The organism is Sphingopyxis sp. MG (genome assembly GCF_002953155.1).
GTDB classification, from domain to species: Bacteria; Pseudomonadota; Alphaproteobacteria; order Sphingomonadales; family Sphingomonadaceae; genus Sphingopyxis; species Sphingopyxis granuli.
On the sequence record NZ_CP026382.1, the window covers coordinates 23805 to 46035 of the forward strand.

25 protein-coding genes and 5 pseudogenes are annotated in these 22231 nt (G+C 61.9%); 11 read left to right on the forward strand and 19 right to left on the reverse strand.

Translation table 11 applies throughout. The annotated features are described in order from the left end of the window. Positions 1–43 precede the first annotated feature (43 nt). Positions 44–808 carry an IS6-like element IS6100 family transposase gene (locus C3E99_RS19310; RefSeq protein WP_001389365.1) on the forward strand — a complete coding sequence of 255 codons (765 nt, stop codon included), beginning with the start codon at positions 44–46 and terminating at the stop codon, positions 806–808. A 411-nt stretch (positions 809–1219) separates the two neighbouring features. Here C3E99_RS19310 and C3E99_RS19320 read toward each other — a convergent pair whose 3' ends face one another. Then, positions 1220–1702, reverse strand: coding sequence for a hypothetical protein (locus tag C3E99_RS19320; protein WP_234002716.1), 483 nt, complete (start codon positions 1700–1702; stop codon positions 1220–1222). 517 nt (positions 1703–2219) lie between these two features. Here C3E99_RS19320 and C3E99_RS19325 point away from each other — a divergent pair. Together C3E99_RS19325 and C3E99_RS19330 are read left to right on the forward strand one after the other, a co-directional pair. Further along, a complete protein-coding gene (locus tag C3E99_RS19325; RefSeq protein WP_104960463.1) occupies positions 2220–3050 on the forward strand; it encodes a universal stress protein in 831 nt (276 codons plus the stop codon). Between the two features lie 30 nt (positions 3051–3080). Next, the gene (locus C3E99_RS19330) at positions 3081–4064 is read left to right on the forward strand and encodes a zinc-dependent alcohol dehydrogenase family protein (protein WP_104960464.1); all 984 of its coding nucleotides are present in this window, start codon (positions 3081–3083) and stop codon (positions 4062–4064) included. A 77-nt stretch (positions 4065–4141) separates the two neighbouring features. Here the strand turns inward: C3E99_RS19330 and C3E99_RS20205 are convergent, their stop codons facing one another. From C3E99_RS20205 to C3E99_RS19350, 4 genes are all read right to left on the reverse strand, one after another. Beyond that, the gene (locus C3E99_RS20205) at positions 4142–4321 is read right to left on the reverse strand and encodes a BON domain-containing protein (protein WP_217408401.1); all 180 of its coding nucleotides are present in this window, start codon (positions 4319–4321) and stop codon (positions 4142–4144) included. Positions 4322–4878: 557 nt separating this feature from the next. Beyond that, complete coding sequence (gene pcaF / locus C3E99_RS19340) at positions 4879–6087, reverse strand: 3-oxoadipyl-CoA thiolase (protein ID WP_104960465.1); 1209 nt, start codon at positions 6085–6087, stop codon at positions 4879–4881. 18 nt (positions 6088–6105) lie between these two features. After that, the gene (locus tag C3E99_RS19345) at positions 6106–6762 is read right to left on the reverse strand and encodes a 3-oxoacid CoA-transferase subunit B (RefSeq protein WP_104960466.1); all 657 of its coding nucleotides are present in this window, start codon (positions 6760–6762) and stop codon (positions 6106–6108) included. A 12-nt stretch (positions 6763–6774) separates the two neighbouring features. Then, complete coding sequence (locus C3E99_RS19350; protein ID WP_104960467.1) at positions 6775–7464, reverse strand: 3-oxoacid CoA-transferase subunit A; 690 nt, start codon at positions 7462–7464, stop codon at positions 6775–6777. A gap of 141 nt (positions 7465–7605) precedes the next feature. On the opposite strand from C3E99_RS19350, the gene C3E99_RS19355 reads away from it, so the two are divergent. Both C3E99_RS19355 and C3E99_RS19360 read left to right on the forward strand, forming a co-directional pair. After that, on the forward strand, positions 7606–8421 hold the full coding sequence (locus tag C3E99_RS19355) for an IclR family transcriptional regulator domain-containing protein (protein ID WP_104960468.1): 816 nt from the start codon (positions 7606–7608) through the stop codon (positions 8419–8421). A gap of 221 nt (positions 8422–8642) precedes the next feature. After that, complete coding sequence (locus C3E99_RS19360; protein ID WP_104960469.1) at positions 8643–9533, forward strand: intradiol ring-cleavage dioxygenase; 891 nt, start codon at positions 8643–8645, stop codon at positions 9531–9533. 279 nt (positions 9534–9812) lie between these two features. On the opposite strand, the gene C3E99_RS19370 is transcribed toward C3E99_RS19360, so the two are convergent. Further along, positions 9813–10577 (reverse strand): IS6-like element IS6100 family transposase, encoded by a 765-nt coding sequence (locus tag C3E99_RS19370; RefSeq protein ID WP_001389365.1) that lies wholly within the window; start codon positions 10575–10577, stop codon positions 9813–9815. A gap of 60 nt (positions 10578–10637) precedes the next feature. Between C3E99_RS19370 and istA the strand changes: the two are divergent. The 5 genes and pseudogenes from istA to opdA form a co-directional block, all read left to right on the forward strand. Further along, positions 10638–11594: pseudogene (gene istA / locus C3E99_RS19380) on the forward strand (IS21-like element ISFlsp1 family transposase); the annotation flags it as partial. Then, complete coding sequence (locus C3E99_RS20305; RefSeq protein WP_324787750.1) at positions 11591–11956, forward strand: hypothetical protein; 366 nt, start codon at positions 11591–11593, stop codon at positions 11954–11956. The pseudogene istA and the gene C3E99_RS20305, both read left to right, overlap by 4 nt. After that, complete coding sequence (locus C3E99_RS19390; protein ID WP_014082638.1) at positions 11848–13071, forward strand: IS256-like element ISSpwi2 family transposase; 1224 nt, start codon at positions 11848–11850, stop codon at positions 13069–13071. The genes C3E99_RS20305 and C3E99_RS19390 overlap by 109 nt, the downstream gene beginning before the upstream one ends. A gap of 42 nt (positions 13072–13113) precedes the next feature. Next, a pseudogene (gene istB / locus C3E99_RS19395) lies at positions 13114–13761 on the forward strand (IS21-like element helper ATPase IstB); the annotation flags it as partial. 266 nt (positions 13762–14027) lie between these two features. Continuing rightward, positions 14028–15125, forward strand: coding sequence for an organophosphate hydrolase OPH (opdA, locus tag C3E99_RS19400; protein WP_015063462.1), 1098 nt, complete (start codon positions 14028–14030; stop codon positions 15123–15125). A 30-nt stretch (positions 15126–15155) separates the two neighbouring features. Here the strand turns inward: opdA and C3E99_RS19405 are convergent, their stop codons facing one another. The 8 genes and pseudogenes from C3E99_RS19405 to C3E99_RS19440 all read right to left on the reverse strand — a co-directional run bounded on the left by C3E99_RS19405 (position 15156) and on the right by C3E99_RS19440 (position 20014). Continuing rightward, a complete protein-coding gene (locus tag C3E99_RS19405; protein WP_158682384.1) occupies positions 15156–16136 on the reverse strand; it encodes an alpha/beta hydrolase in 981 nt (326 codons plus the stop codon). Positions 16137–16147: 11 nt separating this feature from the next. Next, positions 16148–16681 (reverse strand): allophanate hydrolase-related protein, encoded by a 534-nt coding sequence (locus tag C3E99_RS19410; RefSeq protein ID WP_442800485.1) that lies wholly within the window; start codon positions 16679–16681, stop codon positions 16148–16150. Positions 16682–16914: 233 nt separating this feature from the next. Further along, on the reverse strand, positions 16915–17172 hold the full coding sequence (locus C3E99_RS19415) for a hypothetical protein (protein WP_008831892.1): 258 nt from the start codon (positions 17170–17172) through the stop codon (positions 16915–16917). Positions 17173–17425: 253 nt separating this feature from the next. Next, a pseudogene (locus C3E99_RS20210) lies at positions 17426–17623 on the reverse strand (DUF6884 domain-containing protein); the annotation flags it as partial. Next, positions 17622–18719 (reverse strand): annotated as a pseudogene (locus C3E99_RS19425) (thiamine pyrophosphate-dependent dehydrogenase E1 component subunit alpha); the annotation flags it as partial. The pseudogenes C3E99_RS19425 and C3E99_RS20210, both read right to left, overlap by 2 nt. A gap of 22 nt (positions 18720–18741) precedes the next feature. Then, a complete protein-coding gene (locus C3E99_RS19430) occupies positions 18742–19116 on the reverse strand; it encodes an aminotransferase class I/II-fold pyridoxal phosphate-dependent enzyme (RefSeq protein WP_234002707.1) in 375 nt (124 codons plus the stop codon). A gap of 2 nt (positions 19117–19118) precedes the next feature. Next, on the reverse strand, positions 19119–19379 hold the full coding sequence (locus C3E99_RS19435) for a hypothetical protein (protein ID WP_008831823.1): 261 nt from the start codon (positions 19377–19379) through the stop codon (positions 19119–19121). Between the two features lie 398 nt (positions 19380–19777). Continuing rightward, positions 19778–20014 carry a hypothetical protein gene (locus C3E99_RS19440; RefSeq protein ID WP_008831822.1) on the reverse strand — a complete coding sequence of 79 codons (237 nt, stop codon included), beginning with the start codon at positions 20012–20014 and terminating at the stop codon, positions 19778–19780. Positions 20015–20479: 465 nt separating this feature from the next. On the opposite strand from C3E99_RS19440, the gene C3E99_RS19445 reads away from it, so the two are divergent. Next, a complete protein-coding gene (locus C3E99_RS19445; protein ID WP_008831821.1) occupies positions 20480–20770 on the forward strand; it encodes a hypothetical protein in 291 nt (96 codons plus the stop codon). 41 nt (positions 20771–20811) lie between these two features. Here the strand turns inward: C3E99_RS19445 and C3E99_RS19450 are convergent, their stop codons facing one another. From C3E99_RS19450 to C3E99_RS19935, 5 genes and pseudogenes are all read right to left on the reverse strand, one after another. Then, positions 20812–21345, reverse strand: coding sequence for a hypothetical protein (locus C3E99_RS19450; protein ID WP_037520606.1), 534 nt, complete (start codon positions 21343–21345; stop codon positions 20812–20814). Further along, on the reverse strand, positions 21342–21551 hold the full coding sequence (locus C3E99_RS19455) for a hypothetical protein (protein ID WP_004213310.1): 210 nt from the start codon (positions 21549–21551) through the stop codon (positions 21342–21344). The genes C3E99_RS19450 and C3E99_RS19455 overlap by 4 nt, the downstream gene beginning before the upstream one ends. A gap of 12 nt (positions 21552–21563) precedes the next feature. Continuing rightward, positions 21564–21830 (reverse strand): hypothetical protein, encoded by a 267-nt coding sequence (locus tag C3E99_RS19460; RefSeq protein ID WP_008831641.1) that lies wholly within the window; start codon positions 21828–21830, stop codon positions 21564–21566. After that, positions 21827–22114, reverse strand: a complete 288-nt coding sequence (locus C3E99_RS19465; RefSeq protein ID WP_030541545.1) for a hypothetical protein — start codon at positions 22112–22114, stop codon at positions 21827–21829. Before C3E99_RS19465 ends, C3E99_RS19460 begins: the two co-directional genes overlap by 4 nt. 11 nt (positions 22115–22125) lie before the next feature. Beyond that, a pseudogene (locus tag C3E99_RS19935) lies at positions 22126–22221 on the reverse strand (DUF3768 domain-containing protein); the annotation flags it as partial. Between the last annotated feature and the right edge of the window lie 10 nt (positions 22222–22231).

Genomic DNA, 22231 nt, shown 5'->3' on the forward strand with positions numbered 1-22231 from the left:
GTGAAGCTTGAGCATGCTTGGCGGAGATTGGACGGACGGAACGATGACGGATTTCAAGTGGCGCCATTTCCAGGGTGATGTGATCCTGTGGGCGGTGCGCTGGTATTGTCGCTATCCGATCAGCTATCGCGACCTTGAGGAAATGCTGGCGGAACGCGGCATTTCGGTCGACCATACGACGATCTATCGCTGGGTCCAGTGCTACGCCCCGGAGATGGAGAAGCGGCTGCGCTGGTTCTGGCGGCGTGGCTTTGATCCGAGCTGGCGCCTGGATGAAACCTACGTCAAGGTGCGGGGCAAGTGGACCTACCTGTACCGGGCAGTCGACAAGCGGGGCGACACGATCGATTTCTACCTGTCGCCGACCCGCAGCGCCAAGGCAGCGAAGCGGTTCCTGGGCAAGGCCCTGCGAGGCCTGAAGCACTGGGAAAAGCCTGCCACGCTCAATACCGACAAAGCGCCGAGCTATGGTGCAGCGATCACCGAATTGAAGCGCGAAGGAAAGCTGGACCGGGAGACGGCCCACCGGCAGGTGAAGTATCTCAATAACGTGATCGAGGCCGATCACGGAAAGCTCAAGATACTGATCAAGCCGGTGCGCGGTTTCAAATCGATCCCCACGGCCTATGCCACGATCAAGGGATTCGAAGTCATGCGAGCCCTGCGCAAAGGACAGGCTCGCCCCTGGTGCCTGCAGCCCGGCATCAGGGGCGAGGTGCGCCTTGTGGAGAGAGCTTTTGGCATTGGGCCCTCGGCGCTGACGGAGGCCATGGGCATGCTCAACCACCATTTCGCAGCAGCCGCCTGATCGGCGCAGAGCGACAGCCTACCTCTGACTGCCGCCAATCTTTGCAACAGAGCCCTCTCGAAGAAGGTCCGGCTCAACACCTTCGTCGAGCCGCAATATTCTGTGATCCACAAGGGAATAGCCGCGCCCAAATGGCAGATCTACGCCGGCTTCAATGTCCAAATTGCGGCCAGGTGATTTTGCACGCTAACCAACGGAACGAAACCCGAGGTGCGACCCGGCTTTCGACGCAAGGGATCTGCTTTATATCTTAAGTTTGATGGCGTTGATGTTGAACTGATCGTCCCGCTCACTCGTGTCGACGATGGCGACTATCTGAGTGTTCATGCCGGCGCCGCCCTTCCCAACCCGAAAAGCCCAAAATTCATCACCGAGCGGTAAATTCGGCCGCACTAGGTCGCGGGGCGCGCCTCACTCAACGCGCGTGACAGGACGCTGCCAGCGGAACGCGGAAAGGAGCCCGTCCAATGCGCTCTCCGCCTCCCGCGCCCGACCTGCGGGATAGGCTGACGCCAAGCGCCCGTCCCAGAAGCCGAAGTCCACGGTTGTCAGGCTGAAGCGCCAGGAATGATCCCCTCGCTCGCCCGCAAATACTCCGCGGTATCCCGGAATATCCGGCTGTCCACCGATCGAAAACCTGGTCTCCGACAAGACCGAAACCGCAGAAAAATGTGACATGGCGACCGACTTCATGATGGTGTAATGCTCTGCAGCCGTCATATCCACCAGATGGACGATCGCTATCCGAACGATGATCTGGTCGTCCTGGCCGATCTGTCGTTCATATCCGATCGCGACATATTCGCCGCTCGGATCTGACCCGCGTTCCTTCATCCGTGTGAACCCTGCAACCTGTGCTGGAAAGCGAAACCCACTGGCCGTGTGGATCAGCACGTCGGCATCGGGTGTGAAGCCGAGAGGTACTTCTGTAGGAATAGTTGTAGCGGTCTCGGGGATTAGAGCAAGAAGCGCACCCGGTATGCTACACAATCCTACAGTGAAGATCCCCAATACGGCGCACCGAGCAATCCTCGAAACACTCACATCTTCTCCCTTACGGTGAGAAGTATCACGACCCACAGTATCACCACGGACACGATCGCTGCCGCTACGTCCAGATTGTGGTCGACCATGCAGCTTTCTCACGCGCACTTTCCCGAGCTGGAAAATTATACCTTGTGATTCTCTCTCCTATGCTCGCGCAGGCACCCTTCAAATCGGTAAGGTTACGGATCTTCCCGGGAGGGCGGAGAGCGCTTTGAACGCCGCGCTGGCGATCGGGTGGCTGGCGCGCAGATAAGTATATCACCCGATATTTGGCCGCGGAGGAGCGCCGTAGATCTAGTGCGCATCCAATGCTGATGCCGAACCGCCAGATGCTCGAACGTGGGCAGCTACAGGAGATGATCCGATGACCTATGCTACGCTGATGGTCCACCTCGAACTCGGCAAGCCGAACGCCGATCTACTCCAGATTACGGCCAACCTCGCCCAGCGATTTCAAGCGAGCGTGATCGGCATCGCGGCATGCCAGCCAATCCAGTATGTCTATGGCGACGGCTTCATTTCCGGCCAGGTGATGGAACAGAATCGCGATGAGATTCAACGGGAGGCCGACGCCGCCGAAACGGAATTCCGGGCGGTGCTCGGCGGCAGAGTCTCCGGTCTCGACTGGCGATTTGCGATCACCGGGGCATCGATTGCCGACTATATCGGCGAAGAGGCCCGCAGCGCGGATCTTCTGATCACCAAACCGGATCGGGGCGGCTCGATGCTCGACCGTACGCGCAACGTCGACATGGGCGATCTGATCATCCGCGCCGGCCGGCCCGTTCTTCTCGTCCCTGCCGGCGCGACCAGACTGACGCCTGACCGCGTTATGATCGCATGGAAAGATAGCCGCGAGGCGAGGCGGGCTACGCTCGACGCCCTGCCCTTCCTTGAAATGGCATCGCGTGTCACGCTCGTCGAGATCGCCGCGGAAGATGAGATGGCGGGGGCGGGCAAGCGGCTCGATGATGTCTCCAGCTGGCTCAAGCGCCATGGTATCGCGGCCGAACCGTTCGTGGTGCGTGCCACAGGTGATGATGCGTCCGCGATCGAAGCAGTTGCGCGGGAGCAGTCCGCCGACGTGATCGTAGCCGGCGCCTACGGCCATAGCCGGCTGCGCGAATGGGTGTTGGGCGGAGTGACCGCCGATCTCCTTCTCGCTTCCAACCGGTGCGCGCTCCTCGCCCATTGATGACAAAGCTTGCAAAGGTCTGACATCGCCATGCAGGCAATGGTGCTGAAAGAGCTCGGCCGCCCCCTTGTCTGGACGGACCTTCCGGACCGCTCGCCGGGACCGGGAGAGATTCGTGTCAAAGTGTCGGCATGCGCCGTCTGCCGGACCGATCTCCACGTAGTCGACGGCGATCTACCCAACCCCGTCCTTCCCGTCATTCCTGGTCACGAAATTGTCGGCCGGATCGATGCGCTCGGTGAGGGCGTGGAGGGTTTGCAGTTGGGAGAGCGGGTCGGTATCCCCTGGCTTGGCCATAGTTGCGGAGCCTGTTCCTATTGTGCGGCGGGGCGCGAAAACCTTTGCGACCACCCCCTCTTCACCGGTTTCACGCGCGATGGCGGCTTTGCGACGGCCGCGATCGCCGACGCGCGCTACGCGTTTCCACTCGGCGAGAACGGCGACGATGTGTCATTGGCCCCTCTTCTCTGCGCCGGCCTGATCGGCTGGCGCTCGCTGGTCATGGCCGGCGAAGGTCATCGTGTCGGGCTCTACGGCTTTGGCGCTGCCGCGCACATCGTCGCACAGGTGGCAGGATGGCAAGGCCGATCCGTTTTTGCGTTCACCCGCCCCGGCGATGTCACCACGCAGGGCTTCGCCCGATCCCTCGGCGTCACCTGGGCTGGCGGCTCAGACGAACAGCCGCCCCAGCCGCTCGATGCGGCCATCATCTATGCAACCTCGGGCGAACTCGTCCCCGCTGCCCTACGAGCCCTCCGCAAAGGAGGGCGCGTCGTCTGCGCCGGCATCCACATGAGCGAAATTCCAGGCTTCCCCTATGATCTGCTATGGGGAGAGCGGCAGATCATGTCGGTCGCGAACCTGACGCGCCAGGATGGTCTCGACTTCCTCGGGCTGGCGCCGAGAATCGGCATCGTCACGCATACGAACCGCTATCGACTCGATCAGGCCAATCAGGCGCTGAGCGACCTTAGAGCAGGACGGTTCGAGGGCGCCGCCGTCCTCGTCCCATAGCGTGCCCGGGCCGGATCCCGGCCGGCCCGGCTACCCGTGATCGCCCACTCGCGGACGACCGGGCCGCTTTGAGGAATTTAAGCGACCGTGATTTCGTTGCGCACATCGGTCACGCCAGGCGCGGCCCAGGCGGTTGCAGCAGCCACCTGCCTGTCATGGGGCGATGTGACCGTACCCGCCAGAACGACCTTGCCATCGTGGGCGCTCACCGAGACCGTCTTTGGATCGAAGAACCACGATCGATGCAGCGCATGCATGATCTCGTCATCGATATTGCTGGCGTCGACCTTGCGCTTGATAGCGACCTATCGGATATCCCGATAACTCCGTGCAGCCGCAGGAGCGCATACCTCGAGTTATCCTTCTGATAGTGCCAGTCGACTTCGCCGGTCAACGTGATCCATCCCTTCTCGACCTGGACCGTGATGGCGTCGCGCGGCATAAAGACATCCTAGGCGTGAACCGCCCCGGATTTTCCGGAAGCTTCAACGCCTGAGAGAGAAGCTGAAGAGCACGACGAATGCGCCATATCCCGAAGATACACGAGGCTCGAAAGTCTCGCCCCTGTTAGCGACAGTCCGCTATTTTAGCTGTCCGTCGTGTCCGCCTAATCAGGCCGATTCTCTACCGATGAACCGCGCCGTTACACCACCCCGCGGGGCACGATCCCGAATGCCGCCTTGTTAATGATAGAGGGATCGAACGCATTGCTCGTAGCGACTGCCGCATGTCGAACGAGAAGAACGCCACCCAGAACGGCTGCGCCGGTCATCATCTGAGAGTGGTTTAGCCAGCCAACACGGACGGTGATGCATCATACGCGCTCGACAGCCAGAGCCAGCCCCATCCCCACTCCGATGCACAGGGTGGCGAGACCGAGTTTGCCGCCGTGCTTCTCCAATTGATGGGTGAGCGTGAGAGCCAGGCGCGCACCGCTCATGCCGAGCGGATGGCCCAGCGCGATCGCGCCGCCATTGGCGTTCACATGCGGAGCGTCATCGGGGAGACCGAGTTCACGCAACACCGCAAGCGACTGGCTGGCGAACGCCTCGTTGAGCTCGATCGCGTCAAAATCAACGATCTCCAGTCCGAGGCGTGTCATCAGTTTGCGCGTTGCCGCTACCGGGCCGATCCCCATCACCCTCGGTTCCACGCCCGCCGCCGCCATGCCGAGGATGCGGGCGCGCGGGACAAGGCCGTAATATTTCGCTGCCGCCTCGCTGGCGATGATCATGGCGGCGGCGCCATCATTGATCCCCGACGCATTGCCGGCGGTGACCGTACCCTCGGGCCCGAACAAGGGTTTCAGGGTCGCGAGCAGATCTGCCGTCGTGTCGGCGCGGGGATGCTCATCCACCGACACCTCCATCGTCTCGCCTTTCTTGCGACCTGGCACGGTGACGGGAATGATCTCCGAAGAGAAGAAGCCATTGCCTTGCGCGACCACAGCGCGGTGCTGGCTGCGCGCGGCAAAAGCATCCTGGTCGAGGCGGGATATCTTGTAATCTTCGGCCACATTCTCGCCGGTCCGGGGCATTGCCTCGACACCGTAAAGCTTCGCCAGCCTTGGATTGACGAAACGCCACCCCATGGTGGTGTCCTCAAGCGTCTGCCCCCGCCCGAAGGCGGCGCCAGCCTTACCCATGACATAGGGCGCGCGCGTCATCGATTCGACGCCGCCTGCGATCGCCAGAGACATCTCACCCGTGCGGATCGCGCGCGCCGCGGCGCCGACCGCCTCCAGGCCGGAGGCACATAGCCGGTTTAGCGTCACCCCGGGCACGGATGACGGCAGCCCGGCGAGCAGCAGGCTCATCCGAGCGACATTGCGATTGTCCTCGCCCGACTGGTTGGCGCAACCGTAGAACACCTCTTCGATCGCGGCCGGATCGAGGCCGGGATTGCGCGCCAGCAGTTGCGCGATCGGCAGCGCTCCCAGATCGTCGGCCCGAACACCGGCAAGTATCCCGCCATAGCGGCCGATCGGCGTGCGAACGGCATCGCAGATGAAAGCGTCAGTCATGTCGATTATCCTATTCTGTCAGACGGCGGCCGGCGTCGCGGCCATATCTATCTGGAGGCCTGTCAGACCGCGCAACGCCTCGAGCGTGAGCCCATCTACCATCTCGACTACGGCCGCCCCCGAGGGGCCCACGTCGAAGACGGCGAGATCGGTGTAGACGCGCGATACGCAGCCAAGCCCGGTGAGCGGATAGGTACAGGCGTTCACCAGCTTGCTCGTGCCCGACTTGGTGAGCAGCTCCATCATCACGAACACCTGCTTGGCGCCGATAGCGAGATCCATCGCCCCGCCGACCGCCGGGACGGCATCGGGCGCACCGGTGTGCCAGTTGGCGAGATCGCCATTCACGCCGACCTGAAAGGCACCCAGCACGCAGATGTCGAGATGGCCGCCGCGCATCATCGCAAAGCTGTCGGCATGGTGGAAGAAACAGCCTCCCGGCAGCAGCGTCACCGGCTGCTTGCCCGCGTTGATCAGCTCCGGATCTTCGTCTCCCGGTGCAGGCGCCGGACCCATGCCAAGCAGCCCGTTCTCGCTCTGCAGGAATATCTCCTTGTCGGCGGGGAGATAGTCGGCGACCCGGGTCGGCAGGCCGATGCCCAGATTGACATAGGCGCCCTCGGCTATGTCACGGGCGACCCGCCGGGCCATGTCCTCACGATTCATGCGGTTCATCGGCGGTTCCCTTCAGGCTGCATCGGCAAGGACGGTGGGCATGGCCGCCTGCACGACCCGCTGCACGAAGATGCCGGGGGTGACGACCGCCTCGGGATCGAGAGCGCCGAGCGCCGCGATCTCGTTCACCTGGGCGATCGTGCATTTGGCGGCCATCGCCATGATGGGGCCGAAGTTGCGGGCGGTCTTGCGGTAGACGAGGTTGCCCCAGCGGTCGCCGGCCTGCGCCTTGATCAGGGCGAAGTCGGCGTGGATCGGATATTCGAGCACATAGTGCTTGCCGTCGATCTCGCGGGTTTCCTTGCCCTCGGCAAGTTGCGTGCCATAGCCGGTCGGCGTGAAGATCGCGCCGAGACCCGAGCCCGCGGCATGGATGCGCGCGGCCAGGTTGCCCTGCGGCACCAGCTCAAGCTCGATCTCGCCGGCGCGGTAGAGCGCGTCGAAATGGTGCGAATCCGCCTGACGCGGAAACGAGCAGATGATCTTCTTCACCCGCCCCGCCTTGAGCAGCGCGGCAAGCCCGGTCTCGCCGTTACCGGCATTGTTGTTGATGACGGTAAGGTCGCGCGCGCCATGGGCGATCAGCGCATCGATGAGCTGGTCCGGCATGCCCGCGGTCCCGAACCCGCCGATCATGACCGACGCGCCATCGAAAATGTCGCCTACCGCCAAAGCCGGCGTGGCAAAACTCTTGTCGATCACCTGATCCTCCCTTTCGCCTGGATGAGAGACATGTCCGATTATCGGATATTGATACGAATATCGACCATTGTGCTCTCCACTTCCGATTCCTGTCAACGTCGATTATTGTCCAGTTGATCCGATAATCGAACAGGAGGTTGCATGGACGCGTCACTGGAGACTTTGGAAGGTCTCTCGAAATTGGACGATATCGGCGCGAAGGCCGATCCCGAGTTCATGACCTCGCTGTCGCGCGGGCTCACGGTCCTTCAATGCTTCGCTGAGGAGCAAGGCCCGCTGTCGATCGCGCGCGCGAGCCAGTTGACAGGGCTCAGCCGGGGATCGGTGCGCCGCTGCCTGCACACGCTGCAATGTCTCGGCTTTGCCGAGGCCAGGGGCTCTCATTTCATGCTGCTGCCGCGCGTACTTCGGCTGGGCTATGCGTTTCTGTCCTCGGACGCACTGGCGACGGTGGCGCAGCCGCTTCTCGCCCGCGCCGCTGCTGATCTTGGCGAATCCTGTTCACTCGGCATCCGCGATGGCGACGAGGTCTGTTATCTCGCGCGCGCCGAAGCCTCACGGATCATGTCGATCGCGCTCAGAGTCGGCAGCCGGCTGCCGCTCTACTGCACATCGATGGGGCGCGTGCTCCTGGCGCATGCCTCGCCCGCCGAGCAGAAGGCCTATCTCGACCGCACCGTCCTGACAGCCAGGACAGCGGACACGGTGACCGACCCCGAAGCGCTGCTGGCGCTTCTGCGGACCGTCCGGGAGCAGGGCTATGCGCTGGTCGATCAGGAACTCGAGATCGGGCTACGCTCGATCGCCGTGCCGGTGTTCGGCCGGGACCGCACGCTTTTGGGCGCCTTGAATGTCGGCGCCCAGTCGGTGCGCGTATCGCCTGAACAGCTTCTCGATCATTATCTTCCCGCACTGCAGCAAATTTCCGTCGAACTCGGTTTGCAGGGGGTAAGATAGCGTCATGTCCCTGTACGAAGTCCCGTTAGTATCTGAAATTGCGCCGGAACATGCCTTTGCAGGAGCTGGGTATGGCACCGATTTCGGCAGCGCCATTCTCCCGATATTTGCAAATGAGTTTCCCCGTTCCGGATCTTCTCATCACTTTTCAGGAATATATAGTGTGGATCGAAGACGCTCCACCAGAAGAGTCGCTCAACCTAAATTGGAGAGACGCTTGAATGAATGAAAATCAATCCTTCGATGGCGCTTACTTCGAAGAAGAGAGATCGGTCGACGTCGTCAACTCCCGCATGGGCGAGGCGGGCGAACCCAGGCTGAAGGATGTTCTGGCCGTCATCACCAAACATCTTCATGCCGCGGTCAAGGAAATCGAACCCACCCACGAGGAATGGTTCGCGGCGATCCGGTTCCTGACAGAGACCGGGCAGATCTGCTCGGACTGGCGGCAGGAATATATCCTTCTCTCCGATGTGCTCGGCGTGACCATGCTGGTCGATGCGATCAACCATCGCCGCCCCAGTGGCGCGACCCCCAACACCATCCTTGGCCCCTTCTATGTCGAAGGTGCGCCGCACTATGCCAACGGCACCAACATCTGCCTCGACGCCAAGGGGGCGCCGACCCTGGTGCGGGGCCGCGTGCTCGACATTGCGGGCAACCCGATCGCCGGCGCCACGCTCGACGTCTGGCAGACGAATAACGACGGCTTCTACGATGTCCAGCAGAAGGGCATCCAGCCGGACTATAATCTTCGGGGCCTGTTCGCGGCCGAAGCGGACGGACGCTACTGGTTCCAGACCGTCAAGCCGCGCTTTTATCCGATCCCCTATGACGGCCCGGTCGGCAAGCTGCTCAAAGCCGTCGACCGACACCCCAACCGCGCCGCGCACCTGCATTTCATCGTCACCGCGCCGGGATTCGAGCAGGTGATCACGCACATCTTCACGCCCGACTGCCCCTATCTGCCCGAGGACGCGGTGTTCGGCGTCAAGCGTGAGCTGGTCGCGGAATTCAGGACGATCGACGATCCCGCGCTCGCACAGGACTATGGCATGCCCTGCCCTTTCCTGCTGGTCGACTGGGACTTCGTCCTCGCGCCGGCGCGCTGACCGGCTGCCCATTCTCATTGGCGCTTCGCGCTCCCTTTTACGGAGACCTTTGTACATGACGATCGACGACATCGAACTCTGCGCTTCCTACTGGACGATCGCGGGCAACACCTTTCCCGGCGATCTCAGCGAAGTGAGCCCTTTCCCGATGCGGGAACGCGCGGAGGTTGCCGGCCGGGTCGGCTGGCGCGGCATGGGGATCGTCCAGGCCGACATGGCCGCGACGGCTCTGTTGCAAAGATTGGCGGCAGTCAGAGGTAGGCTGTCGCTCTGCGCCGATCAGGCGGCTGCTGCGAAATGGTGGTTGAGCATGCCCATGGCCTCCGTCAGCGCCGAGGGCCCAATGCCAAAAGCTCTCTCCACAAGGCGCACCTCGCCCCTGATGCCGGGCTGCAGGCACCAGGGGCGAGCCTGTCCTTTGCGCAGGGCTCGCATGACTTCGAATCCCTTGATCGTGGCATAGGCCGTGGGGATCGATTTGAAACCGCGCACCGGCTTGATCAGTATCTTGAGCTTTCCGTGATCGGCCTCGATCACGTTATTGAGATACTTCACCTGCCGGTGGGCCGTCTCCCGGTCCAGCTTTCCTTCGCGCTTCAATTCGGTGATCGCTGCACCATAGCTCGGCGCTTTGTCGGTATTGAGCGTGGCAGGCTTTTCCCAGTGCTTCAGGCCTCGCAGGGCCTTGCCCAGGAACCGCTTCGCTGCCTTGGCGCTGCGGGTCGGCGACAGGTAGAAATCGATCGTGTCGCCCCGCTTGTCGACTGCCCGGTACAGGTAGGTCCACTTGCCCCGCACCTTGACGTAGGTTTCATCCAGGCGCCAGCTCGGATCAAAGCCACGCCGCCAGAACCAGCGCAGCCGCTTCTCCATCTCCGGGGCGTAGCACTGGACCCAGCGATAGATCGTCGTATGGTCGACCGAAATGCCGCGTTCCGCCAGCATTTCCTCAAGGTCGCGATAGCTGATCGGATAGCGACAATACCAGCGCACCGCCCACAGGATCACATCACCCTGGAAATGGCGCCACTTGAAATCCGTCATCGTTCCGTCCGTCCAATCTCCGCCAAGCATGCTCAAGCTTCACGATTTTTGCAACAGAGCCTCCTGTACGATAACACCCGGCTTGCGGTGGCGCGCATTCTTGGCGATGGACGGCGCGAACGCAGCCGGATGTTTGCGGGCTTGCAGAGCCATTATCTGTTCGACGATCGGTTCGGTCGCCCCGGCAAGGGGAACGACAAGGGCAAGGTCGAGGGACTGGTCGGCTATGTGCGCCGCAACTTCATGGTGCCGATACCGGCGGCGGCGAGTATCGAAGAACTGAACGCCCGCTTTGCCGATCAATGCCGGCGTCGCGGTGCAGCGGTATTGCGGGGACAAAGCCAGAGCATCACGGCGCGCATGGAAGCCGATAGTGCCGCGTTCATGCCCTTGCCGGAGGTGGCGTTCGATCCGTGCCATATCGTCAGCGGCTGCGCGTCGTCGATGGCGCTGGTGCGCTATCGCACCAACGATTACTCGGTACCCACGGCGTTCGCGCATCAGCAGGTCGTCATCAAGGGCTATGTCGATCGTGTCGACATCGTCTGTCGGGGCACGTGCATCGCCAGCCATGTGCGCAGCTATGAGCGAGAGGATTTTATTGCCAACCCGCTCCACTATCTGGCCCTGCTCGAGCATAAGCCCGGCGCACTGGATCAGGCCGCGCCGCTTGATGGCTGGCACCTGTCCGAACCGGTGCACCGCCTGCGGCGGCTGATGGAAGCGAGAAGCGGCAAGGAAGGACGGCGTGCCTTCATCCAGGTCCTGCGGTTGTGCGAACATTATGAGCAGTCGCTGGTCGAGTGGGCGGTCGCCCGTGCGCTGGAGCTGGGCGCGATCAGCTTTGATGCGGTCAAGATGATCCTGCTTGCGCGTCTGGAACACCGACCCGCGAGGCTGGATATGAGCCTGTATCCCTATCTGCCCCGCGCCAATGTCGGTGTGACCGATACCCGCGCCTATCTGGGCCTGATACCCGATGCCCACCGCGTGACAATGAAGGGGGCATCAGCATGACAGACCCTGTGATGCAACCGCTGCCTGCCATAATGGAGACGGGCACCAGCGTGCCGCCGCAGATCCTGCTGGGCAACCACTTGAAAGCGCTCAAGCTGCCGACCTTCGCTCGCGAGTATGAGAAGGTGGCGATGGAAGCGGCGGGCAGCCGCACCGATTATCCCGGCTATCTGCTGCGCCTGTGCGAGTTGGAACGGGGACTGTCAGGATTTCCGTGTGTGGCCGGGCATAATGGGCAACAAGGAGTCCCACTATGTCACGACGCAAAGAACCTGCCATACCGAATGAGCTTCTCGATCAGCTTTTGGCGGGCGGCGCTGCCAGTGCCGCCTTCGAGCAGGGCGGTCTGCTCGATTCGCTGAAGAAGGCGCTGACAGAGCGTGCCCTGAATGCGGAGATGGATCACCACCTCGCTGGCGAAGACGGCGCCGGCAACATGCGCAACGGCTACGGTCGGAAGACGGTAATGACCGACACCGGCAAGTTGGCGATCGACGTGCCGCGCGATCGCCAGTCGAGCTTCGACCCGCAGTTGATCGCCAAGTATCAACGCCGCTTTCCCGGCTTCGACGACAAGATCGTGTCGATGTACGCGCGCGGCATGAGCACCCGCGAGATCACCAGGCACCTGCACGATCTATACGGCATCGACGTCTCACCCGATTTGATTAGCACGGTGACCGACGCCGTGCTCGATGAGGTCGCCACTTGGCAGCAGCGGCCGCTCGATCCGGTTTACCCGCTGGTCTTCTTCGACGCGATCCGGGTCAAGATCCGCGACGAGGGCATGGTGCGCAACAAGGCGATCCACATTGCGCTGGGCGTCCGCGCCGACGGCGCAAAGGAGGTGCTCGGCTTGTGGCTCGAGCAGAATGAGGGTGCCAAGTTCTGGCTTCGGGTGATGAACGAGCTTCGCAACCGTGGCGTTGAAGACATCCTGCTGGCCGTCGTTGACGGCCTGAAGGGCTTTCCCGATGCGATCACCGCAGTGTTCCCCGATGCGATCGTCCAGACCTGCATCGTTCACCTGCTGCGCAACTCGATGGACTTCGTCTCCTGGAAGGACCGAAAGAACCTCGCCAGCGCGCTCAAGGAGATTTACCGTGCCACCGACGCAGATGCCGCCGAAAAGGCGCTGACAGCATTTGAGGCTGGCCCTTGGGGGCAGCGCTATCCCGCCATCGGCCAGAGCTGGCGGCGCGCCTGGGGCGAGGTGATCCCGTTTTTTGCGTTCCCCGACGAGGTCCGCCGGATCATCTACACTACGAACGCCATCGAAGCTTTGAACTCGAAGCTCAGGCGGGCTGTCAGGGCCAGGGGACACTTCCCCAGCGACGAGGCCGCCACCAAGCTGCTCTACCTGATCTTGAATCGGTCGGAGAAAGAGTGGAAGATGCCACCACGTGAGTGGACCATGGCGAAGGCGCAATTTGCCGTGATCTTCGGCGAACGTTTCATCAGAGCCATGGCGGCCTGATGATCAACCGCCCGGCCGCACACGGAAATCCTGACAGTCCCGTTGGAACGGATCGACCGGGAGCGGCGCATGGTCGAACGCCGTATCCGGCTCGCCAGGTTCCCGCACACCAAGAGCTTCGATACGTTCGATTTTGCCGCGCAGCCTTCGCTGAACAAGCCGCTGGTGGTTGAGCTTGCGCGATGCGAATGGATTACGACGCGCAGCAACATTATCGCCCTTGGGCCCTCCGGCACCGGCAAGACCCATGTCGCGCTCGCGCTCGGCCTGGCGGCCTGTCAGAAAGGACACAGCGTCGCCTTCGTTACAGCCGCCGCCCTCGTGCATGAGCTGATGGAGGCAAGAGACGAGCGCCGGTTGCGCCAGCTGCAAAAGCATCTCGCCTCAGTCAAGCTGCTGATCCTTGATGAACTGGGTTATGTCCCGTTCACCGCCGTCGGCAGTGAACTGCTGTTCGAGGTGCTCAGCCAGCGCTACGAACGCGGCAGCACGCTCATCACCAGCAATCTGCCGTTCGATGAATGGACATCGGTGTTCGGATCCGAGCGGCTTACCGGCGCCCTGCTCGACCGGTTGACCCACCATGTCCATATCCTCGAGATGAACGGGGGCAGCTATCGGCTTGCCAGCAGCCGGAAACGGCAAAAGCACAGCCACCACGCACAGCAAGAGGAGGTGCCCCCCCCATGACCTGATCAGAAAACCCCTCATCTGCTGTGCTGAACGGCCTTCCGCTACGCTCCAGACCGTTCAGCACAGCAGATGAAAGCACCGCCTCGACAAGAGGCTTTTTGTTCAATCCAACTGGTACACTCTTACACCGGAATCTTGCACAATTTTACCCCGGCATTGACATCTGACGCGTCAACAGTAAAAGAAACAACCGGTTCAGATCTGCAGCCTGACTCGGCACCAGTCGCTGCAAGCAGAGTCGTAAGCAATCGCAAGGGGGCAGCATGCAAACGAGAAGGGTTGTGCTCAAGTCTGCGGCCGCCGCAGGAACTCTGCTCGGCGGCCTGGCTGGGTGCGCGAGCGTGGCTGGATCGATCGGCACAGGCGATCGGATCAATACCGTGCGCGGTCCTATCACAATCTCTGAAGCGGGTTTCACACTGACTCACGAGCACATCTGCGGCAGCTCGGCAGGATTCTTGCGTGCTTGGCCAGAGTTCTTCGGTAGCCGCAAAGCTCTAGCGGAAAAGGCTGTGAGAGGATTGCGCCGCGCCAGAGCGGCTGGCGTGCGAACGATTGTCGATGTGTCGACTTTCGATATCGGTCGCGACGTCAGTTTATTGGCCGAGGTTTCGCGGGCTGCCGACGTTCATATCGTGGCGGCGACCGGCTTGTGGTTCGACCCGCCACTTTCGATGCGATTGAGGAGTGTAGAGGAACTCACACAGTTCTTCCTGCGTGAGATTCAATATGGCATCGAAGACACCGGAATTAGGGCGGGCATTATCAAGGTCGCGACCACAGGCAAGGCGACCCCCTTTCAGGAGTTAGTGTTAAAGGCGGCCGCCCGGGCCAGCTTGGCCACCGGTGTTCCGGTAACCACTCACACGGCAGCAAGTCAGCGCGATGGTGAGCAGCAGGCCGCCATTTTTGAGTCCGAAGGCTTGAGCCCCTCACGGGTTTGTATTGGTCACAGCGATGATACTGACGATTTGAGCTATCTCACCGCCCTCGCTGCGCGCGGATACCTCATCGGTCTAGACCACATCCCGCACAGTGCGATTGGTCTAGAAGATAATGCGAGTGCATCAGCCCTCCTGGGCATCCGTTCGTGGCAAACACGGGCTCTCTTGATCAAGGCGCTCATCGACCAAGGCTACATGAAACAAATCCTCGTTTCGAATGACTGGCTGTTCGGGTTTTCGAGCTATGTCACCAACATCATGGACGTGATGGATCGCGTGAACCCCGACGGGATGGCCTTCATTCCACTGAGAGTGATCCCATTCCTACGAGAGAAGGGCGTCCCACAGGAAACGCTGGCAGGCATCACTGTGACTAACCCGGCGCGGTTCTTGTCACCGACCTTGCGGGCGTCATGACGCCATCTGGATCCTTCCAGCCAGCGGCCACTATTCCCCGTCAAGATACCGAACGATGAAGTCGCGCATCGATCGATAGGCATCTTCAATTTGATCAGGGCTGCCACCTCCAAAGCCGTGGCCACCCCTGTCGATAGTCTTGAGGACGTAGGGCACACCGTGCTTTTCGAACTGCAGCGCCATGTTCGCGGATTCTTCATATGGCACGTCATGATCGTCCGTGCCGTGCATCAGCAGAGTCGGTGGATATTCGCGCGTGACGTTCTTCGCTGGTTCATATTGGGCGATGAGTTCGGCGATCGATGATGAAGGGAACCCGCTCACTTCTTGAGGCCAAAGGCCATTTTGCCGATAGTATCGGTAAATCGTGTCGGCATCGCCCTTGCGTTTGCTGCTGTCGGAAATCACCCCTCCGTCCGATTGAGCGGAAGCTTCTTCTCGGGTGATTTTCGTCTTATTGTACTCAGGGAACAGGTTTGGCTGAGAGTACCACGCGGCGTTCAAGCGACCATAGCCGTAAAGCGCAACCAGTGCTCGCGGCTTGGGCTTCACCCGATAACCTGTCGTCAAAGTAAGATACCCGCCAGCCGAATTCCCAGCGACGATCATGCGTTTGGTGTCCAGGTGAAAACGTTTTGCACCATCGCTTCCCAGCCAGGCGAATGCGGCTTCAATGTCGCTGCTGATGGCGGGCAGCTTCGTTTCCGGAGCCAAGCGGTAATCAAAGGAGACGAGAGCGTATCCCTTCTCTTCCGCCAGCGTAACAATTTGCGGGATGATCGCTTCTCTATTGCCCATGATGAGGGCGCCGCCATGAAACCAGACAATGACGGGCCGGACGTCGGCGCCTTTTGGGCGATGCACATCAACTAAGATGTCGTGGCCGTTCACGGTCCGGTAAGCGACAGTGGTCTTGCCAAGTATGCCCTCCGAATGAGCAGGGCCGGCCACACTGACCAAGCTTAAAGCCAGAGCGGCGAGGCGGGCCTTCTGGAAAGAGATTGGATGCATCGTCGAGATCCTCACTGAATTGAAGCGGATGCGAGATAGTTTCTCCAGCCGCCCCATTTGGTGATGTCTTTCGCGCCGTTCAGGGCATTTGATTCGCACAAGAAGCCACTGACTCGCCGTCCATCGGAAAGGCAGATCTTTCCGATCCCCAATGGCGCCGGAATGGCCGCCACGAAGCGTCCGAAGGCGGCGGGCTCCAAAGACCAGATTTCGACTTCGACGCCTGGCCCTACAAAACCGGGATCCCGTGAAAGGCCGGGCTTGGGGGGTGACGTATCGGGCAAGGCAAAGAGGCGGTAGTCGGCGGCAGTGCGCGTGCGATCTACGAGATTGGCGCCGAGGCTTTGCAACTGAGGGTTGAGGGGGAGTCCCTCTAAATGAGCCCCTACGACTACTAACTCGATGCGCTCCTGACCTGCTCGTAGCGCAGCGGGTAGACCGATCTCGGCGCCAACGTCGACGCCCGCCTTGCAGGCGAAGGGGGCGGGCATGCCGGCGGCGCGCGCATTTTCGAGGATCGAACCCTTTTCGGCATCGAAGGTCACGGTGCTGCGGCGACCGTTGAGGGTCAGCTTGACCTTGCGGCCTTCCGCCTTCTGCTCGAGCGCGCGGGCATCAGGGACCGCGAAGCGGCCGCGCTAGCGGGCGGTGGGGGAGCCGATTTGCGCAGCAAATTGGGGGAACCGCCGATCCTTGATGCGGCCTGGTGCAGCCCTCATGCTAGGAAGACACTGACGGGGGGATTTAACAAACTAACGCCCGCCCATCGAGCGGACCTTCACCCTGCGCCGTCTCGCGCCCGAACGATCGCGCTGTATTCCAGCAGCGTTTGCCGGACATTCTCATCATCCACCACATTGAGCGCATGGCCGGTGGCCGATGCCTGATCCGTCCGCATTTCGAGCCAAGCGATCCGCGCCGCGTTCGGCGCTACGCAACCATGCTCGAGCGCGATCTGCTCACTGTAACCGGCGATAACGTCGTTGATGGCCTCAAGGGCCGCCTCATAGGCGATGGCCTGATCTTGGGTCCACAAGGGCGCTGTCGGTGAGAGGGCAGTCACCTTGCCATATAGAGAGGGCAACTGGTCTCCCGGCAAGCGCAAACTACGCCATTTGCGCTTGCCGAGAGTGGGCGGCCCTACCGGGGGGCTTGGGCCGTTGCTGGGCCTATAATCCTCAAACTCACAACGCCAAATGGCGTTGGATAGATTGAAAGGGCGGCGCGACAAACAGATGCCCCCAAGCGCATCGTGCGAAGTTGCGCATGGACCGCGACAATTCTCGCTCTCAGTTGTCGCTCAACCAAGCGAGCTGCTGACCGATTCCAAGCCCCTCCATCGGAACCGATGCGCGCCGTTCGATCTGCGGCCAAAGGGGATCGCGATAGTTGCGGCCTGCGAGAACGATCAGCGGCGCGGCGGCGTCGATCTGCTCGGCCATTGCTTCGATCACGCGCGCGCCCCAAAGGCGGCGCGCGCCTGCCTTCCTCGGTCGCGGCCGGCGCGACATAGCCGTGCAGCGCCATGCCGCCTTCGGTCTGCATCTCGCCTTCGAAGAAGACGTTCTTCATCACGCTTTCGGGCAACGAGACGGGGCGCGCCTTGGCCTCGACACAGGCGGCCTCGGCGGCACCCTGTGCGTCCTGTTCCAGCTTGTCCCACTCGGCGTCGCTCAGCACGGCGGGGACGAGGTAGGACTTCAGCTTCGGCAGCGGATCGCGGGCCCATTCGGACTCGACGAACTCGGGCGACTTGTAGGTCTGGGTGTCCTGGAAGCTGTGGCCCTGAAGGCGCGGCACGGTCAGGCGCAGCATCGCCGGCGCGCGTTCGTCGCGAACATAGGCGGTCGCCTCGTCGACGAGGCGCGCAGCCTCGGCCGGATCGGTGCCGTCGCCGGAGAAGATCTTCAGGCCCTTCCAGCTCGCCAGATTGGCGGCGATGTTGCCGCCCGGCGTCTGGAAGGTCGACGGGACCGAGATGCCGAAGCCGTTATCCTCGATGTAGAACAGCATCGGCAGCTTCTGCGTCGTCGCGATCGTCAGCGCGGCCCAGAAGCCGTTAGACGCGACCGATCCGTCGCCGCCGAGCACGACGGCCAGCGCCTTGTCATAGGCCGGGTCCTTCACGACGGTGCGGTAATACTCGATCGCCTGCGCCCAGCCGGCGGTCGGCGTGTACTGCGCGCCGACGCCGCCGCACATCGGCAGGGCCGAGGCGCCGTTGGGATTGGGGAAATTGAACACCACGCCGATGTCGCGGCCGTCCGAATAACCACCCGCGCGGCCCATCGCCGAGCCGAGCGCGTCGGCGACGTCGACACCGAGCGCCAGCAGCAGCGGGCGCGAACGATAATAGCCGCAACTTGCGTCCTGCGGATTGTCGAGCCGGCAACCGAGCAAGATCTGCCCCATGTCATGGCCGCGTGCGGAGAACTGGTAGAGCACCTCCTTCTCGGGGACGAGGCGGGTTTCCTCCATCTTGTCGAGCGCGCGCGACAGATGGACGAGATAAGCGACGCGCTTCCAGTCGACATTGTCGTCGGGCGCGTTGCGGAGGGGGGTCTTGATCGCGGCGGTGGCCATCGGGAAACTCCGTGAGATGCGGTCAGCGAACCGCCGCGAAGGCGGCGGCGAGCGGGGCAAGCTTGGCGGGGGTGAGGCCCGCAATGTTGATGCGGCCGGAACCGGCCATGTAGATGGCGTGATCCTCGCGCATCGCCTTCACCTGATCGGGGGCGAGCGGCAGGGTCGAGAACATACCCTTCTGGCGGCCGATGAAGGCGAGTGCGGGATCGAGCGCGGCCAGCCCCTGGCGCATCGCGTCGATGCGGGTGCGGACCTCGTCGAGTTCGGCCAGGCGGGCCGCCTCGTCGCGGGTTGCATGGTAGGTGTCATAGAGGCTGAGCCAAAGGGCTATGGCCTTGTCTCGGCCGTCGCAAATATCCGCGATCTGCGCGGGCGTCATAAGCTCCTGGCCCATGTTCACGCCCCCCCGACAATAAGAGCACCAAAGCCGAAGCCCTCGGCGGCGTCCTCGATGGTGGTCACAAGGCCGTCAAAATCTTCCTCCGGCCCTAGTAGGTCGGCAATCTCGATGACAGCGGGAAGGTCAGCGCCATGATTTTCGGCAAGGTCTTTGATGTAGCCAAAGCGGTCGAAATTGCCCTCTTCCTCATAGCGAGTGAGCGGGATGGTGCGGGCGGCGTTGATCCGAAGAATTGTGGCCAGCGGAATGTCGGTCATGTGCTGTTTTCCCTGCCTAGAATGGAGCCGAAGGCGATGACGGGTCATCGAATTCTGCCCAGCGGCGAGCAGGGCCGGGGAATGCCGCAAATCAGGGCCGATCAGGGGGGAGGGGAATCACCCGTCCTGCACGGAGCGAAGCGAAGGAAGGGCGGGGAAACCCGCCTGATCGCCAAGCGAGGCCGCATAGCGGCCGAGACGGTCCAGCCCTTGCGGCAGGGGGCAGGAACAGGCCCCGAAGTCGAACAGCGGGCGCGGCGGCATTGCCGCCTCAATCTAGGAAAAGCGCCCGCCAGGTCATAGCATAGCGGCGACCTAGCGGGCGCTGCGGCATGTCGCCGGCGACATGCCCAACGGATAGCGCCGGAAGCATCCGAGTAATCGGATCCTCCGTCAGTTTAATTGCCCGAGCGGTTGCGCGACACGTCCGCATAAGGTTTGCGGCGGCACTGGCTGCACCGAAGCCGCGCGATGAGTTCGTATATGCGGGTATCGAAAGAAATGCGGCGTGAGCGGGCGAAGTCGCCCAGCGGGGCGACGACGCGGCGACCGCAAGCGCACTGGATGCGCAGATAGCAGCCTTGCCGATACCAGATAGGATCAATGGGCTTGGGGCGGTTGTAGTTCGCGGCCATTGGGCGCTTATGCGCCAAACGGAACAGGAGGGGAACGCGCCGCGCGCACGCCGGTTATTGGATTGGCAAGGGAAAAGGGCTATATAGGCAATGCTTCGTGTGCTGATTCATTTCACGCACCTACCTGAACCCGCCGTGCTGTCACACGGCGGGTTCAAACTTTTAGGGCGGGCGGCCCTGTCAGACCACCCGCCCCGCTGGATCAGCCCTTATCGGACTTCCCCAGCTTCACAATTGCAATCACGAGCGCGACGGCTGCGATCGTCAATTGAGCTGCTTCATATGCTGTCAAATCACATCACCTCCTTTGAGCGAGAGGATTTGCGAAAGGCCGCTGTCACAGTCCTTCGCCCTCGCTCGATGAAGGCTATACAACGGATTGACGACACTGCGCGCGAAACGCTCTTCACATTTTCGTGAAGCCATTGGATGATCGCCGGCGACCGTTGATGAAAAGGGGAAGCTATGGGCCTCGTATCGCAGGTTAGCGCCGATGACCGGGAAAGCGCATGGCGAATAGTCCGTCATCGCGAAATCATGGAACGACTGATTCCGCTTTGGGCCGTGCTCGGCGTTGCGCTGGTGTTGATGGGCGTGGACCTGGGCGGGCGTCTGCTGTGGACGCTGCCGATGATCGGATATGTCTTTGGGGTGATGGCGGTCGATCACGGCCCTGATTACCGCGCCGCGAATTATTGGGTGCCGGTCCTGGGAAGCCAAGCGGCGGCGCTGCTGCCTCTCATCACCAAATTCTAGATCTCTCTGGAGCGGTGGCAGCTGCCACCGCTCCACGCGCGTCAAGCTCTGCCCTCGAAGCGGGCGATCAGCTGCTCCGCTACGGAAGCAATTTCGGCGGGGTCGGCGGTTTGAGTGCAATCGCCGCCTACAACAGCGCCGAGCGTGCCGCCGTCCAGTTGGACAACGTGGACACGCCACACGTCGCGCCGGAGTTCGTATTGATCGGGAAGCGGCCTCTGCATGATTTCATGAAACACTAGGTCAACCCATTGGCGCGCGTCCGGATCGGAAGACGCATCGGCGTAGTCGGCGCGGCTCGCCATGACGCTGTATCGGTCGCCTAGCATGAATTGGCGTTCGCGCGCGCGCCGGTCCTGCTCGATCCGCGTTACGCGATCTTTTTCCGCCCGCTTCATCGCCTGTTTCATCCGAACATCGTCGGCGCTGCGCGTCAGCGCCGCCATGATGTTGGGGACGCGCGCGGGCATATAATGCCCCGCGCGCTCGGCCGCCTCGATCACAAATTGCAAATCGCTGATCTCGGTAGGCGAGAGGGTGACGCGAACGGCGCTCGCCGTGTTGCTGATTTTCATGGCTGCGGCTCCGGCTCTTCTTTCGCCTTGTAGGCGGCAAGGCCGATCCATGATCCGTTGTCGCCGCGAAACTGGCGCACAACATCGCCGCCGTCCCAATGGCCGGTGAAGATGCCGCGCCGGTTGATGCCGCCGACGGGGCGCGTGCGCGCCGCCAGAAGGCGGGCGCGGCGCGTGTCTCGATCTAGGTGGCGCATGGGTTGCATGGTCAATCCTTCCTATTCGCTGGCGGTGTCGAGGTTTGTGCCGATCTCGTCGGCGTCGAAGTCTTCAAGGGCTGAAATCGCGCTTTCCAGTTCGGAAACTGCGGCGTCCATCGCCTGCGCACGTTCGCTGTCCTCAAGGCTGGGTGGTAGATTCTCGCGGGCGGCCTGTTCGTCATCCTTGACGGTTTCAAGCATGTCGCGCGCCTCATCCAACAGGGCTTTGCCCTTGTCGATCAGCACGCGGGCGGCGGCGATCTGCTTGCGGCGTTCGCGGTTCATGCCTCTGCCCTCACGTCGCCGCTGTCGATCTGGAATCCTGCGCGGGCCAGCTCGTCACAAAGGGCGTGCTGCCTCTCTTCGCGGGTGCCGCTGGTGGCGATATAGCTGCATCGCCCCCAATGGAACGCGAAGCCTGCACGTTTCAGGCATCCGCGAAACCGCTGGTGGGTGCGGTCGCTCCAATCCAGTGTGCCCGCATAGTTGCGGAAAGCGGCGACGGCGCAGACGGAACCATAATTCTCATCACGCCAGCTAAGCTCGATAACCGGGGGCGATTTGGTCATGATGGCCTCCCTCAATATTCACTGGTTAGGAGAATGGTGAGCACGCGGGTTGTGGCATCGGGATTCCACGGTTCGGCGCTGCCAAATTCAAGATCGCGGTCGTAATAGGCCCAGTCG

Excerpts from the sequence above, each read along its gene's own strand:
- C3E99_RS19310 (WP_001389365.1), top strand. The coding sequence starts at position 44 with ATGACGGATTTCAAGTGGCGCCATTTCCAGGGTGATGTGATCCTGTGG.
- C3E99_RS19325 (WP_104960463.1), top strand. The coding sequence starts at position 2,220 with ATGACCTATGCTACGCTGATGGTCCACCTCGAACTCGGCAAGCCGAAC.
- C3E99_RS19330 (WP_104960464.1), top strand. The coding sequence starts at position 3,081 with ATGCAGGCAATGGTGCTGAAAGAGCTCGGCCGCCCCCTTGTCTGGACG.
- C3E99_RS20205 (WP_217408401.1), bottom strand. The coding sequence starts at position 4,321 with ATGCATGCGCTGCATCGATCGTGGTTCTTCGATCCAAAGACGGTCTCG.
- pcaF (WP_104960465.1), bottom strand. The coding sequence starts at position 6,087 with ATGACTGACGCTTTCATCTGCGATGCCGTTCGCACGCCGATCGGCCGC.
- C3E99_RS19345 (WP_104960466.1), bottom strand. The coding sequence starts at position 6,762 with ATGAACCGCATGAATCGTGAGGACATGGCCCGGCGGGTCGCCCGTGAC.
- C3E99_RS19355 (WP_104960468.1), top strand. The coding sequence starts at position 7,606 with ATGGACGCGTCACTGGAGACTTTGGAAGGTCTCTCGAAATTGGACGAT.
- C3E99_RS19360 (WP_104960469.1), top strand. The coding sequence starts at position 8,643 with ATGAATGAAAATCAATCCTTCGATGGCGCTTACTTCGAAGAAGAGAGA.
- C3E99_RS19370 (WP_001389365.1), bottom strand. The coding sequence starts at position 10,577 with ATGACGGATTTCAAGTGGCGCCATTTCCAGGGTGATGTGATCCTGTGG.
- C3E99_RS20305 (WP_324787750.1), top strand. The coding sequence starts at position 11,591 with ATGACAGACCCTGTGATGCAACCGCTGCCTGCCATAATGGAGACGGGC.
- C3E99_RS19390 (WP_014082638.1), top strand. The coding sequence starts at position 11,848 with ATGTCACGACGCAAAGAACCTGCCATACCGAATGAGCTTCTCGATCAG.
- opdA (WP_015063462.1), top strand. The coding sequence starts at position 14,028 with ATGCAAACGAGAAGGGTTGTGCTCAAGTCTGCGGCCGCCGCAGGAACT.
- C3E99_RS19405 (WP_158682384.1), bottom strand. The coding sequence starts at position 16,136 with ATGCATCCAATCTCTTTCCAGAAGGCCCGCCTCGCCGCTCTGGCTTTA.
- C3E99_RS19430 (WP_234002707.1), bottom strand. The coding sequence starts at position 19,116 with ATGGGCCAGGAGCTTATGACGCCCGCGCAGATCGCGGATATTTGCGAC.
- C3E99_RS19435 (WP_008831823.1), bottom strand. The coding sequence starts at position 19,379 with ATGACCGACATTCCGCTGGCCACAATTCTTCGGATCAACGCCGCCCGC.
- C3E99_RS19440 (WP_008831822.1), bottom strand. The coding sequence starts at position 20,014 with ATGGCCGCGAACTACAACCGCCCCAAGCCCATTGATCCTATCTGGTAT.
- C3E99_RS19445 (WP_008831821.1), top strand. The coding sequence starts at position 20,480 with ATGGGCCTCGTATCGCAGGTTAGCGCCGATGACCGGGAAAGCGCATGG.
- C3E99_RS19450 (WP_037520606.1), bottom strand. The coding sequence starts at position 21,345 with ATGAAAATCAGCAACACGGCGAGCGCCGTTCGCGTCACCCTCTCGCCT.
- C3E99_RS19455 (WP_004213310.1), bottom strand. The coding sequence starts at position 21,551 with ATGCAACCCATGCGCCACCTAGATCGAGACACGCGCCGCGCCCGCCTT.
- C3E99_RS19460 (WP_008831641.1), bottom strand. The coding sequence starts at position 21,830 with ATGAACCGCGAACGCCGCAAGCAGATCGCCGCCGCCCGCGTGCTGATC.
- C3E99_RS19465 (WP_030541545.1), bottom strand. The coding sequence starts at position 22,114 with ATGACCAAATCGCCCCCGGTTATCGAGCTTAGCTGGCGTGATGAGAAT.